Here is a 12,764-nt window from a genome sequence, read left to right as displayed (position 1 = left end):
TAAATGTTGGATCCGCGGTATCGCGATGTTACTGGTTTTAGCCAGTTCTGGAGTGGCTTTATGTTCCTGTGAATACATGAACGAGGAGGCGGCTCCGGCTACCGCACACCCCGGCACCTCCCGGCCAGCACCCCCTCCCCTGCCAAAGGCCGACCCCGACCTCGCCGCCGTCCGGGCAAGAAACCAGGCGCAACTGGAAATCCGCCTGGGCCCTAGACCTGATGGTGTCGTTTTGGGCGGCTCAGGCGGACTGGGCGGCGACGGGTACCGCGCCTCGGTCATTGGCATACCCAAGGGAAGCTACAAGGTAACCGCTGCATGCCTCGGCGTACTCAAGGCATCCCTCACCATCTCGCAGCCCGATCGCCGAGGAGGAACGGGGCACGAGCTGGCCCTCGATTGCGGAAAGGCAAATAGCGTGAATCTGGAGCTTGACGTAGGGCCGGTATCGGCACATGCCTTTCGCATGACCACTGAACCGGGCAGCGCTGCTGTCGCCGGTTTCTGGATGGTCCCCGCCGCCTGACCTGAGTCAGGCCGCGCTACCCGCCGCCCTCACAGTGAGTACCGATAGCGAAGATTACGCCAACCTGAAGTGCTCCGATTGCAGAATCTGCAAGACATGACCTGCTGCCCTCGGCGGCGCCGCATGAACAAGTACGGTAGCTGGACCATGGCGACCACTTCATGCGCCCCAGGGCCGGTATGTCCCCTTCCTGCGCTGTGATCTGCCATGCACTCAGGCGGCTGCTTATTACAGTGGTCCCTCACATGCTCCTTGACACCCCAACCCAACGCGGGATATGTTCTATCTCACACCCACTAACGCGCGTTAGTAACGCGCATCAGTGGATCCAGCTAGACTCTCATCCAAAGTTCAGCCCTAGTTACTAGACATCGGACGGTCAATGAAGACGAACTCACGGCAGGCCAAAGTGACGATGCAGGATGTCGCGGACCATGTCGGGGTCTCCCGGACGACTGTTTCCTTTGTCCTGAATGGTGGAACGGGAAACGGGATTCCACAAGAAACCCGTGACCGCGTCCACCGGGCCGTGACCGAACTGGGCTACCGCCCGAACGCGGGAGCACGAGCGTTGGCGTCCAAGCAGACCAGGCTGTACGGGCTTATTACGGAAATCGTGACCGCGCCTTTTGCCGCCAACATCGTCCGGGGCGCCCAGGAACAGGCCGCGCGGGAGGGTAAGACCCTTCTCATCGCCAGTACTGACTGCAGCATTGACGCCGACCGGCAGGCCATCGAGACGATGCTCGAGCACCGTGTCGAGGGTCTGATCTATGCAACAAGCTGGCATAGGGGTGTGCGGTTGCCTGCTGTTGCGGACGAGGTGCCGACGGTCCTGGTTCACTGTTTTGACGAGGCGGCCAAACTCCATTCCGTCATTCCTGACGAGGCTCAGGGTGGCTACGCCGCCACGATGAGGCTCATCGGGGCCGGACACGACCGGATCGGGCTCATCAACCTTGATCCGGTCATTCCAGCAGCCATCGGCCGCCGGTCCGGTTACATCCGCGCCCTTGAACAGGCAGGTATAGGTCTGGATGAGAAGTTGATCATTAACGAGGACGGCGAGGCAGATCAGGGCTACCGCGCGGCGTCCTCCCTCCTTGACAGCGCTTTGCCGCCTACCGCGATCTTCTGCGCCACTGACCGTATGGCCATGGGCGCTTACGACGCCATCAAAGAACGAGGGCTTCGTATCGGGGACGATATCTCCGTGGTTGGCTTCGACAACCAGGAAATTATCGCCAACTACCTGCGACCGAGCCTGACGACCGTCGCACTGCCGTTCCGGCAAATGGGCGCAACCGGCGTCGCGCTGCTGGCAAAACTGGCAGCGAACCGCGATCTGGCCCCGCTCCAACACGTTATCGAATGCCCTCTGGTGGAGCGTACATCCGCGCGCCTGCCGGTCCCGGCGTCCTGACGTCCACCATCCGCTAACCCCATCTCCATTTCACTGACGAATCGAGTTCCCTCATGCCCAAAATCCATCCCAAAAGGTCGCTGTCGGTTGTTGCAGCCACACTGGCGATCGGCGCGCTGGCTCTGACCGGCTGCAGCGCCGGAAACACATCTGGAGGCGCAGCAAAAGGTGGAGGCTCCTCCAACGGGCTCCTGACAATCCCCCGGGAGGACACCGCAACGTTCACCAGCAACTTCAACCCGTTCTCCCCGAACGCGCTTCCGATGACGCAGCAGTCGGTCTTTGAGCCCCTGCTGATCGTCAACCCTGTCAAGGGCGAACCCGTACCCTGGCTCGGGGCATCGTGGAAAGCAGACAAAGACGGCAAGGGAGTGACATTCACCCTCCGCGACGGGGTTAAGTGGTCAGACGGACAGCCTCTGACCGCCGACGACGTTGTGTACACCTTTGAACTCCAGAAAAAGATCCAAGGCGGATTCGACTACCTGGCCAAGGTCTCCGCCGTCGACGCACACACCGTCCGCTTCGATTTCAATAAGCCCTACGCACCCGGACTTTACGAAGTCGGCCAGCAGGTCATCGCCCCGAAGCATGTCTGGTCCAAGATCGCGGACCCGGCAAAGGCCACCAACGACAACCCGGTGGGCACCGGCCCCTACACACAGGTCTCCCATTTCCAGACACAGTCATTCGAACTTGATAAGAACCCCAATTACTGGCAGCCGGAAAAGCAGCAGCTTACCGGGATCAGGATGCTGGCATTCGCCGGCAACTCCGGGGCCAACCTCGCCCTGCAGAACGGCGACGTGGACTGGAGCGACCAGTTCATCCCCAACGTGCAGAAAACCTTCATCGACAAGGACCAGGCGCACCGCCACTTCTGGTACCCCACCACCGGGGGCACGATCAACTGGCAGCTGAACACCACCAAGGCTCCCTTTAACGATCCAGTCGTACGCAAAGCACTCAGCATGGCCGTGGACCGCGATCAGGTCGCCAGCCTGGGCATGTCAGGCTACACCCACCCGGCCGACTGCACCGGCCTCAGCGACGCCTACAACAGCTGGCGCGACCAGAGCATCGTCGAGAAGTGCGACTGGACGAAGCTGAACGCGGACAAAGCCAACCAGATGCTCGATGCCGCCGGCTACAAAAAGGGAACCGACGGTATCCGCACCCTCAAGGACGGCAAGCCGTTCCAGTTCAAGTTCTCTGTCGGCTCGGCATCTTCGGACTGGCTCTCCGTCGGTCAGATCATCTCCAAGAACATGGAAAAACTCGGTGTGAAGGTCGAGGTCAACTCCCCTGACTGGTCCCAGGTCGTCTCCGGGTACACTGACGGATCCTTCGACAGCGGCATCGTCTGGAGCAACTCCGCCGCGACGCCCTTCGAGTTCTACCGCGGCGTAATGTCACAGAAGGTTGTTGTGCCGGTCGGCAAAAAAGCCAACGAAAACTACCACCGGTTCGGCGACGCGGAAGCGACCGCAACGCTCGACAAGCTGGCGGCAACGGCAGACCCGGCAGCGCAGAAGACCCTCATTGACTCCCTGGAGGCACGCTTCAATGACGTGGCCCCGGTGATCCCGCTGTTTTCCGGTCCGGCGTGGGGCGCCTACACCGACCAGCGATTCACGGGCTGGCCCAGCAACGATAACCCGTATGCAACTCTTTCGGCCCGCTCGGCCACCACAGTGCTGGTTCTGACCTCACTCAAGCCGGCCCAGTAGGCATCACGTGGCTGTTCGGGGCCACCGGCTCCGAACAGCCACCAAAGCCGCTGCACACACGCACCGCACCGTTACCACCTGCCGGACCCGGACCGATCCCCGGGCGGCGCAACAATCATCAAGAAAGAAGCGGAATCATGGTATTCCTCCTCCGCCGCCTGGGGTTCTACGTAATCGCCTTCTGGGCCTGCATCACCCTTAATTTCTTCCTCCCGCGGCTGATGCCCGGGGACCCCGTCAGCAGAATGTTCTCCCAAGTCCAGTCTCAGATGCGCCCGGACCAGGTGGATGCGCTCCGCCGGCTCTTCGGTCTGGACGACCGGCCCCTCTGGGAACAGTACCTCGCCTACATCGGCAACATCTTCCGTGGGGACATGGGCATCTCGCTGTCCCGGTTCCCCTCCCCCGTTTCGGAGGTGATCGGCTCACAGATCGGATGGACCCTCCTGCTCGGCGGCACCTCCCTGGTTATTGCCGTCATTCTGGGCAATTTCCTCGGCGTCCTGGCAGCATGGCGGCGCGGAAAGTTCCTGGATTCCGTCTTTCCTCCGCTGCTGATTTTCGTCGGATCATTTCCCTACTTTTGGCTGGCCATGGCCGCTCTATATCTGTTTGGGATAACCCTGGGCTGGCTGCCTCTGAGCCATGCCTTCTCCACGGGGCTCAGCGCCTCGTTCTCCTTCGAATACATCGGCGACGTAGCCGCTCACCTCATCCTCCCGGCCCTGACCATTGTCCTGGTCTCCATCGGCGGCTGGATGCTGGGGATGCGCAACACGATGATCGCCACCACCGCTGAGGACTACATCACGATGGCTCGGGCCAAGGGACTCCGTCCGGCACGGATCATGTTCCAGTACGCGGCGCGCAACGCCATGCTGCCCTCAGTGACGTCGTTCGGCATGTCCCTTGGCTTCGTCGTCGGCGGCGCTCTCCTCACCGAAACCGTGTTCGCGTACCCGGGCATCGGCTACCAGCTCCTGACCTCCGTCCAGGCGCTGGACTACCCGCTGACCCAAGGCATCTTCCTGACCATCACCGCCGCCGTGCTGGCAGCTAACTTCCTGGTCGACATCATTTACGTACGGCTGGACCCCCGGGTCCGGGTCAGCTAGAAACAGGTCCCCCATGTCACTTACAAACTCAACACCTACCGCGACCACCACGGCCGGCAACCCCACCGTTCAAGTACCGGAACCTCCGGTCCCCGGACGACTTGCCCACGGAGGGTTCGTCCACGGCATCCTCACGAACAAGAAGGCCCTCTTCGGGCTGGCCGTCCTGGTCGTATTTGCCCTCCTGGCACTGCTGGCACCCCTCCTGGCCCCGGGAAACCCCTCCGACTTCGGCCCCGAAGCATCCCTGGCGCCATCCGCGGCCCACCTGCTCGGAACCACCTCCAAAGGCCAGGACGTGCTCGCTTTGACCCTGTGGGGATCGCGAAGCTCACTGACGGTCGGATTCATCGTGGGCATAGCGGCGACCTTCATCGGCTGCCTCGTCGGCATCGCCTCCGCGTACTTCGGCAAGGCCATCGACGAACTACTCTCGCTGCTGACCAACATTTTCCTGCTCATCCCCGGACTTCCACTCCTGGTGGTCCTCGCCGCCTTCCTGCCGCCGGGCCCCGCCACTGTCGTCATCGTCCTGGTCATCACCGGCTGGGCCGGCAGCGCTCGTGTGCTCCGCTCCCAGGCACTGTCTCTGCGCAGCAAGGACTTCGTCGCCGCGGCCGTGGTGACCGGTGAGAAAGCCTGGCGCATCATGTTCCGGGAAATCCTGCCCAACATGGCCTCCATCGTCATGAGCACCCTGCTCGGCTGCGTCATTTACGGCATCGGCGCCCAGGCAGGCCTGGAGTTCCTGGGGCTCGGCGATACCGGCTCGGTCAGCTGGGGAACCAACCTCTATTGGGCAAACAACGACGGCGCCCTGATGACCGGCGACTGGTGGGTGCTCCTGCCCTCGGGCGTAGCCATCGCCGTCGTCGCATTTGCCCTGGCCCTGATCAACTACGCCGTTGATGAAATCACCAACCCCCGCCTGCGCGTGGAAAAGAAAGGCTGACAGATGGAAACCCTAACTGAACAGGACCGGGGAAACATCGGCCGGACCGCCGCCGCTCCCGTGCTGAGCGTGAAAAACCTGCAGGTCCAATACACGGCAGAAATCGGAAACGTTACCGCCGTCGATGGTGTCAGCTTCGACATCGGCGCAGGAGAAGTGTTCGGCCTCGCCGGTGAATCAGGCTGCGGCAAGTCCACCATCGCAAACGCGGTCATGCGGCTCCTGCAGACCCCGGCAAAAATCACAGGCGGCTCCATCGAGCTCAACGGAAAGAATCTCCTGGACCTGGGCGAAGAAGAACTGCGACGCACCCGCTGGCGCGACGTGGCGATGGTCTTCCAAAGCGCGATGAACTCCCTGAACCCCGTCATGACCATCGGAGATCAGATCGTCGACGTCTTCACCACGCATGAAAGGATGCCCAAGAAAGCCGCCCGCGAACGTGCCGCGGAGCTGCTGAAACTTGTCGACATCAGCCCCGACCGCCTCAAGTCCTACCCGCACCAGCTCTCCGGCGGAATGCGCCAGCGGGCAGTGATCGCGATCGCGCTGGCGCTCAAACCCTCCCTTCTCATCATGGACGAACCCACCACGGCCCTGGACGTGGTGGTTCAGCAGGACATCATGCACCAGATCAAAGAACTTCAGCAGCGGCTGGGGTTTTCCATTCTGTTCATCACCCACGACATCTCACTCATGGTCGAGCTCTCCCACCGCATGGCCGTGATGTATGCGGGAAAGCTGGTCGAGGTCGCTCCCTCCAAGGACATGCTGGAGAACCCGCTTCACCCCTACACCAACGCCCTCATGGGAGCGTTTCCGCCGCTGACCGGCCCGAGAGTTGAGTTGACAGGCATCCCGGACGCCCCGCCGAACATGGCCCACCCTCCCACCGGCTGCCGCTTCCACCCCCGGTGCCCGCTCGCTGTCGACGCGTGCCGCACCGTCGCGCCACCGCTCCTTCCAAAAGCCGAAAACCACGACGCAGCGTGCCTACTCCTACCCGAATACGTCGTCCCCCGCGAAAGGTCACGCCGATGAGCCCCGCACACAGCACCTCATCCCGCCCCGAAAGGGCGACCGAGCCCTTGGTCCAGGTACGCAACCTGAGCAAGGACTATCATCTGGGAAGCTTTCCCTTCCGTTCGACCGTACGCGCGGTAAACGACGTCTCCTTTGACATCAACCACGGCGAGATTGTGGCACTTGTCGGGGAATCCGGCAGCGGAAAAAGCACCATCGCCCGCATTCTCGCCCGCCTTGAGCAGCCCACCGGCGGCCAACTCATCATCGACGGACAAGACATCTTTGCCACCGAACGGCGCAAGGCATCAATGAAATACCGGAGCAAGGTCCAGATGGTCTTCCAGGACCCCTTCGGATCCCTCAACCCGGCACACCGCATCGAGCACTTCCTGACACGTCCGCTACAGCTTCACGGAGAAAACGACAGCCCGAAGGCCCTCAAACTCAAATTGCGTGAACTCATGGCAACGGTCGGCCTGGGCGAGCAGATGCTGGACCGCTACCCCCACCAGCTGTCCGGCGGACAACGGCAGCGTGTCGCCATCGCCAGAGCCCTGGCCGTGGAACCGGAAATCATACTGGCCGACGAACCCACCTCAATGCTCGACGTCTCGGTCCGCATCGGAATTCTCAATCTGATGCGCAAACTCCGCGATGAACGGGGCGTGTCCATGCTCTACATCACCCACGACCTCGCATCCGCACGCTACATCGCGGACACAACCCTGGTGATGTGCGCCGGGGATCTGGTCGAGGGCGGTGAGAGCATCGAGCTGATGGCCGCCCCCCATCACCCGTACACACAGTTGCTGCTCTCCGCCGTCCCCGACGCCCGCAGGACCCAGACCGTCCGCCCGCCGAAGAGGGATGCCACGGAACGGAACGCCAACCGGGGAAGCGGCGAACGTGTCACCCTCAGCGAATCCCATTGGGCGCTCAAAGTGCCAGAATCTGCCGCCTGACCGCCCCCAGCCCGCCACCGACCGGCCGCTTTCTCCGCGCAACCAAGACCCAAACAGCTTCGCTGCAGGCTGCCCGAAACCCAGGAAAGAATCCCATGATGAAACCCGCTGCCGCACTCTCCGGCGCACCCGAGGTGATCGTTGTCGGTGAAGCACTCATCGACGCGGTCCACACAGGGGAAGGCGTTACCGAACACCCCGGGGGCTCACCGGCCAATGTGGCCTACGGACCCGCCCGTCTGGATGTTTCGAGCGGGTTCCTGACCTCAACGCGACACGGAAATCAGCGTCCCCTCCGCGTCCGAAGTGCGGGCAAGCCTGGTCAGCTGACCACTAACCACGACTCGGGCCCCAGCACCGCCGCAAACCTGCCGATCACCGCACGATCCAGGCCCTTTCCTTGCCTCATCCCGAACCTGAAACGAGACACCTCCCATGACGGCCGTGACCACCACACACCCTGAAACCTTCCGGCCCGCCCTGCATTACACGGCCCGAAACACCTGGCTCAATGATCCCAACGGGCTGATCCACCATCAAGGCGTGTACCACCTCTACTATCAAAACAATCCCTTCGGAAACACCTGGGGAAACATGTCCTGGGGCCACGCGACCTCGGAAAACCTCTCCGCCTGGACCGAACAGCCTGTCGCGATTGCCTGCGACGAGCAGGAGGACATCTTCTCCGGCAGCATAGTATTCGACAGCCAAAACAGCAGCGGGTTCGGCACCGCAACGGCGCCCCCGCTGGTAGCCGTCTACACCAGCGCCTACAAGAATGCCTCGCCGTTGCACGGCGTCCAGGCGCAGTCACTGGCCTACAGTTTGGACGGCGGCTTCACGTGGGAAAAATACGCGGGCAATCCCGTGCTCACCCGTAACTCGGCCAACTTCCGTGACCCAAAAGTTTTCCGCTACGACGGCGGGGCCGTCTCCTACTGGGTGATGGCGGCCGTCGAAGCCGAAGACTACAAAGTAGTCCTCTACAAGTCCGAGGACCTGAAAACCTGGGAACACCTCAGCGATTTCGGCCCCGCCAACGCCACCGGCGGCATCTGGGAATGTCCGGACCTCTTTGCCCTGCCGGTCGACGGCAATCCACAGGAGCTGAAATGGGTTCTGACGGTGAATCTGAACCCCGGTGGCCCGAACGGCGGTTCAGCCGGGCAGTACTTCACAGGAGACTTCGACGGCGTCACATTCACCTCCGACTCCACCATCACCAGCGGGGCGCAAGACCCCGACCGCCTTCAGGAGTACCACTGGCTGGACTGGGGACGGGACTATTACGCCGCCGTCTCCTTCAGCGACGCCCCCGACGGCAGGCGTATCATGATCGGCTGGATGAACAACTGGGACTATGCCAATCAGATCCCGACGTCACCCTGGCGCAGTCCCATGTCTCTGCCCCGGGAACTCTCCCTGGCCACCGTTGGCGGCCGCACCAGATTAGTCCAGAATGTCGTCGAGGAAGCCGTCTGCCGCGGTGAGGTGCCGGCAGTTCAGTCCGGCCCCATCCATTTGGCCGGGGAAACACGCCCGATCCCCGCCGCCACGGGCACGGTTCAGCTCATCGAAGCCGACTTTACGACCGGGACGGCCGAGGAATTCGGCCTCATCGTTCGTGGGAGCGGCACGGAAGGAACCCGAATCGGCATCAACCCCGCCCAGGGCCGCCTCATCCTTGACCGGACCGCCTCGGGTGACACGGGCTTCCATGATGGATTCCCTTCCGTCGACACCGCGCCCATCAACGCCTTGGACGGCCGATACAGGCTGAAGATCTACGTCGACCACTGCTCTGTTGAGGTCTTCGCCCAACACGGCGAGCTGGTGCTCACCGACCTGATCTTCCCGGACAAAACAAGCACCGGAGTCTCCATCTACGCCCACGGCGGCTCGGCAACACTCGAGAGCCTGACGATCACGCCCTTGATATAGACCCGGCCTGCCGCAGATGGATGACTAGCCGGCCCGAGAATTCACGGTGCCCAGGATTGGAGAAGATCACGGCGATGCCGCGGGTGCCGGAGTAGCTGTACAGGTCGCGCCACCGGCATACGTTTCCTGCCACATCGAGAACAACACTCACGCGCACCGCCACCAGTCGCCCCTGACCTGAACGAGTCCAGTCCCGGTATTGCGTTCCAGTTACGGCGCACCTCAACCGGACGCCAGGTCGGCCAACCAAAGCTGCTCAGAGTAGGGTCTGATTTCTACTTTGCCGCGTTGGACGCCTGGCCGCGGCCGATGCCGTTGAGCGGAATATCGCTGGATCCCTGCAGCCGGCGCTGCGCATTCCTGTCAGTCTGGCCATGGCGGATGAGGGCGAACGTCGTAAGGGTCATGCGGTTCATTCTCGCCTAACAGCCGGCAGGCTCCGGAAACTGCTGTTACGCGAAAGGGCCGATTCGCATCAAACACGGCGTTCTCGCATGAACGACCGTTCCCCAGAGCCAGTCCGCTGAATGGTAACGCCCGATCAGGAGACCTGCGGCTTGGCTTGCCCGCAGATTATGGTCTGCTCGTTCTGCCAACTGCATGCTGCCCGTCTCACCGGTTCGAGGACGGGCGGTAGACGCCTTTGCTATGCGCATAAGCATGCAACAGGCCATGGCTTAGCGGATGCCGAGGGCGCGACACCTGCCCGAGGGCTGGGCGCCGCTACCCTTGGCTGATGTCGATGCCCGTGATCGGCGCGCCCGCGCGCTCGTATGCGAGCGAGATCGCGCCTTTGGGGAACGCCCGCGGCGGCTGCGCGACGCGGAATGCCGCCGGCACGCCGGTGCCGTCGGCGAACAGCCGCTTACCCGATCCGAAAGTGAGGGGGTAGAGGAAGAGGTTCAGCCGGTCGACGAGGTCGGCCTCGAGCAGCGACCCTGCGAGGCCTCCGCTGCCGATGACGTGGATGTCGTCGAACCGGTCTTTCAGCGCGGCCACCTCCGCGACATCCGACAGCGCTGTGGTTCCGTCCCATGCCGGGTCGGTCAGGGAGCGCGACACGACGAACTTTGGCAAGGCGTTGAACGTCACCGCGATCGGGTCGTCGTTGCCCCGGGTGGGCCAGAACGCCGCGAAGATGTCGTAGGTTTTGCGTCCGAGCAACAGTGCGTCCATGCGGTTGATGCCGGCGACGATCGCCTCGCCGGTCTCGTCGTCGGAATACGCTGCCTGCCAGCCACCGAACTCGAAGCCGCCCTCGCGGTCCTCGTCGGGGCCGCCCGGCGCCTGGTACACGCCGTCGAGGGTGATGAACAGATCGACTGAGAGGATTCCCATGGTGCGCTCCTTCGCGTGAACGGCGACCAGATGCCGCCTCTGCCTGTGCGTCGATCGGGATAGCCCGGAATCGATATCACTGCGTGCCACATTAGCGACGAGCGGACGGCAGGTCGAGAGATGGACGCGGGCGGAGACGCTGAGCAGTCGAAAGCGCGGGGGCACGGAATCCGAACCGTGCGTAGCTATGCCAACAGAAGGGGCGGACACGCCTTCTGTTCATCACAGCTACACTGAACAAAACAAGGCACAGTATGAAAGCATGGCGGACTCAATGATCGAAAAGCTGCACCTCACTCCGGAAGACGAGTTCCCGGAGGATCTGGGCAAGGTCCTGGACCACGAACTACAGGTCCTGGACAGTCAGGTCCAACGCCAGCTCGACCACGAAGTCGTGGTTGACGGCGAACCAGACCCTGAAACGGAATTCCGCCACTACGAACTGGACGAAGAATTCAACGACCGCGACAAGCGCTGACGGCACCGGCTCCCGGTGGACCTCGACTGCGCAAAAGCCCAGGTTGCCGCCGGGGCCATGTGACTTCCAAAAGCGTCCAGAGCCTGTATGACGTGACGAAGCGCGCCAACTTGCTCATGGCTGTATGACCTCGGACCTCGATATGACCCAGGCCCGGATCGGGCCCGTCACGCTGGAAGAACTCCGGACCTGCGCATGGTCTCACCATCTGCCTGCCAGGAAGAGTCTGAGACGAAGCCCAGCCCGAAAATGGAGTCGTTCAGCCAGGAACTCGACTCTTTAGCGACTTTTTTGCACAGGAGCAAAGAGCTCTACGGCCGGCGGTTGGGATATCACATTTACCGCACCGAGAGCTAAGGTCGCGCAAACGACCGCCTTTACCCTTCGCACTCGATGCAGTATGAGTGGCCGTTGCTCTCGCGCGCGAGTTGGGACCGGTGCCGGACCAGGAAACAGGAATAGCAGGTGAACTCGTCCGCGGCCTGAGGAATGACCTGAACGATGAGCTCCTCGGCGACAATCTCTCCGCCCGGGGTCAGGCCCTCGTCCAGTGCATCGGCTTCATCCAGTTCGCTGACGACGCTGCGGGCATCCGGGGCATTCGCGGACTGCAATGCCTCCAGAGAACGGTCCTGAGATTCCTTGACGTCGGAACGGACTTCGTCGTAATCGGTTGCCACTTAAGTGATTCTCATTTCTGACGTTTTCTATGACGTACTTGTCTGACGAGACTGCAACGTATACCACTGCGCCATTGTTCCCGTATCCGGAGGCCCGGATGGATGGAAACGGACGAGGCAGGCCGGCACTTAGTGCACCGATTGATTCGACAAAGAATATGCCGCGTCGCCAGTAGTAAGTTCGACGGCGCCCGATCTCGACGTGGCGCTCGAGATCGCCGCCGAGGGGTCGAACGCCTGCAACCGTAGGGTCGAGGTGCGGTCGTTCCTGTGAGCGTGGTCGACGTCAGGGAGGCGATCACCCAGGCCCACCGCGACCACGCCCGAGATCGCGCGGGCCTTCCTCGCGCAGGAGAGCACCATGGGGGGCAGCGGATCACCCGCGCGAAGGCCAGGATCCGCCGAGGCGATCCGGCTCACCCGCCTGATCCGCGCCCTCATGCCGGAGGACGGCGAAGTGGCCGGGCTGCTGGCCGTGATGCTCCACCGAGGCCCGCCTTGATTCGATTGCAGAATAGGACACGGAGGCCTCTCCCCGTGCCATGTGTGGCCAGTCGCCTTCGGCGTGCTTGCCTACAATGATCGACGGCACG

At 62.4% G+C, this 12,764-nt stretch carries 13 protein-coding genes and 1 pseudogene; 11 read left to right on the top strand and 3 right to left on the bottom strand.

The annotated features are described in order from the left end of the window. Positions 1–76 precede the first annotated feature (76 nt). The 9 genes from AC1DD3_RS12890 (at position 77) to AC1DD3_RS12850 (ending at position 9,675) form a co-directional block, all read left to right on the top strand. The gene (locus AC1DD3_RS12890; RefSeq protein ID WP_230119405.1) at positions 77–526 is read left to right on the top strand and encodes a hypothetical protein; all 450 of its coding nucleotides are present in this window, start codon (positions 77–79) and stop codon (positions 524–526) included. 382 nt (positions 527–908) lie between these two features. Continuing rightward, positions 909–1,949, top strand: a complete 1,041-nt coding sequence (locus AC1DD3_RS12885; RefSeq protein WP_230119406.1) for a LacI family DNA-binding transcriptional regulator — start codon at positions 909–911, stop codon at positions 1,947–1,949. A 53-nt stretch (positions 1,950–2,002) separates the two neighbouring features. Further along, positions 2,003–3,679, top strand: a complete 1,677-nt coding sequence (locus AC1DD3_RS12880) for an ABC transporter substrate-binding protein (RefSeq protein ID WP_230119407.1) — start codon at positions 2,003–2,005, stop codon at positions 3,677–3,679. 137 nt (positions 3,680–3,816) lie between these two features. After that, on the top strand, positions 3,817–4,794 hold the full coding sequence (locus AC1DD3_RS12875) for an ABC transporter permease (protein WP_230119408.1): 978 nt from the start codon (positions 3,817–3,819) through the stop codon (positions 4,792–4,794). A 13-nt stretch (positions 4,795–4,807) separates the two neighbouring features. Beyond that, complete coding sequence (locus AC1DD3_RS12870) at positions 4,808–5,746, top strand: ABC transporter permease (protein WP_230119409.1); 939 nt, start codon at positions 4,808–4,810, stop codon at positions 5,744–5,746. Between the two features lie 3 nt (positions 5,747–5,749). Next, positions 5,750–6,787, top strand: coding sequence for an ABC transporter ATP-binding protein (locus AC1DD3_RS12865; protein WP_230119410.1), 1,038 nt, complete (start codon positions 5,750–5,752; stop codon positions 6,785–6,787). After that, complete coding sequence (locus AC1DD3_RS12860) at positions 6,784–7,734, top strand: ABC transporter ATP-binding protein (RefSeq protein WP_230119411.1); 951 nt, start codon at positions 6,784–6,786, stop codon at positions 7,732–7,734. Before AC1DD3_RS12865 ends, AC1DD3_RS12860 begins: the two co-directional genes overlap by 4 nt. Before the next feature lie 98 nt (positions 7,735–7,832). Further along, entirely contained in the window at positions 7,833–8,198 is a 366-nt protein-coding gene (locus tag AC1DD3_RS12855) for a hypothetical protein (RefSeq protein WP_476881838.1), read from the top strand. After that, positions 8,170–9,675 (top strand): glycoside hydrolase family 32 protein, encoded by a 1,506-nt coding sequence (locus AC1DD3_RS12850; protein WP_230119412.1) that lies wholly within the window; start codon positions 8,170–8,172, stop codon positions 9,673–9,675. The genes AC1DD3_RS12855 and AC1DD3_RS12850 overlap by 29 nt, the downstream gene beginning before the upstream one ends. A gap of 284 nt (positions 9,676–9,959) precedes the next feature. On the opposite strand, the pseudogene AC1DD3_RS12845 reads toward AC1DD3_RS12850, so the two are convergent. Both AC1DD3_RS12845 and AC1DD3_RS12840 read right to left on the bottom strand, forming a co-directional pair. Continuing rightward, positions 9,960–10,091: pseudogene (locus AC1DD3_RS12845) on the bottom strand (histidine phosphatase family protein); the annotation flags it as partial. A gap of 307 nt (positions 10,092–10,398) precedes the next feature. After that, positions 10,399–11,013, bottom strand: a complete 615-nt coding sequence (locus AC1DD3_RS12840; RefSeq protein WP_230119413.1) for a dihydrofolate reductase family protein — start codon at positions 11,011–11,013, stop codon at positions 10,399–10,401. 262 nt (positions 11,014–11,275) lie between these two features. On the opposite strand from AC1DD3_RS12840, the gene AC1DD3_RS12835 reads away from it, so the two are divergent. Further along, on the top strand, positions 11,276–11,491 hold the full coding sequence (locus tag AC1DD3_RS12835) for a hypothetical protein (protein WP_230119414.1): 216 nt from the start codon (positions 11,276–11,278) through the stop codon (positions 11,489–11,491). 377 nt (positions 11,492–11,868) lie between these two features. Here the strand turns inward: AC1DD3_RS12835 and AC1DD3_RS12830 are convergent, their stop codons facing one another. After that, a complete protein-coding gene (locus AC1DD3_RS12830; protein WP_230119415.1) occupies positions 11,869–12,171 on the bottom strand; it encodes a DUF4193 domain-containing protein in 303 nt (100 codons plus the stop codon). A gap of 361 nt (positions 12,172–12,532) precedes the next feature. On the opposite strand from AC1DD3_RS12830, the gene AC1DD3_RS12825 reads away from it, so the two are divergent. Then, the gene (locus AC1DD3_RS12825; protein WP_230119416.1) at positions 12,533–12,673 is read left to right on the top strand and encodes an RNA polymerase sigma factor; all 141 of its coding nucleotides are present in this window, start codon (positions 12,533–12,535) and stop codon (positions 12,671–12,673) included. Positions 12,674–12,764: the final 91 nt, after the last annotated feature.

Source organism: Arthrobacter sp. 05T444 (assembly GCF_056395905.1).
This window is presented reverse-complemented; position numbering and strand designations above follow the sequence as displayed.

Bases quoted from the DNA above. Each gene is read 5' to 3' on its own strand.
- AC1DD3_RS12890 (WP_230119405.1), top strand. From the start codon at position 77: ATGAACGAGGAGGCGGCTCCGGCTACCGCACACCCCGGCACCTCCCGG.
- AC1DD3_RS12885 (WP_230119406.1), top strand. From the start codon at position 909: ATGAAGACGAACTCACGGCAGGCCAAAGTGACGATGCAGGATGTCGCG.
- AC1DD3_RS12880 (WP_230119407.1), top strand. From the start codon at position 2,003: ATGCCCAAAATCCATCCCAAAAGGTCGCTGTCGGTTGTTGCAGCCACA.
- AC1DD3_RS12875 (WP_230119408.1), top strand. From the start codon at position 3,817: ATGGTATTCCTCCTCCGCCGCCTGGGGTTCTACGTAATCGCCTTCTGG.
- AC1DD3_RS12870 (WP_230119409.1), top strand. From the start codon at position 4,808: ATGTCACTTACAAACTCAACACCTACCGCGACCACCACGGCCGGCAAC.
- AC1DD3_RS12865 (WP_230119410.1), top strand. From the start codon at position 5,750: ATGGAAACCCTAACTGAACAGGACCGGGGAAACATCGGCCGGACCGCC.
- AC1DD3_RS12860 (WP_230119411.1), top strand. From the start codon at position 6,784: ATGAGCCCCGCACACAGCACCTCATCCCGCCCCGAAAGGGCGACCGAG.
- AC1DD3_RS12855 (WP_476881838.1), top strand. From the start codon at position 7,833: ATGAAACCCGCTGCCGCACTCTCCGGCGCACCCGAGGTGATCGTTGTC.
- AC1DD3_RS12850 (WP_230119412.1), top strand. From the start codon at position 8,170: ATGACGGCCGTGACCACCACACACCCTGAAACCTTCCGGCCCGCCCTG.
- AC1DD3_RS12840 (WP_230119413.1), bottom strand. From the start codon at position 11,013: ATGGGAATCCTCTCAGTCGATCTGTTCATCACCCTCGACGGCGTGTAC.
- AC1DD3_RS12835 (WP_230119414.1), top strand. From the start codon at position 11,276: ATGGCGGACTCAATGATCGAAAAGCTGCACCTCACTCCGGAAGACGAG.
- AC1DD3_RS12825 (WP_230119416.1), top strand. From the start codon at position 12,533: ATGGGGGGCAGCGGATCACCCGCGCGAAGGCCAGGATCCGCCGAGGCG.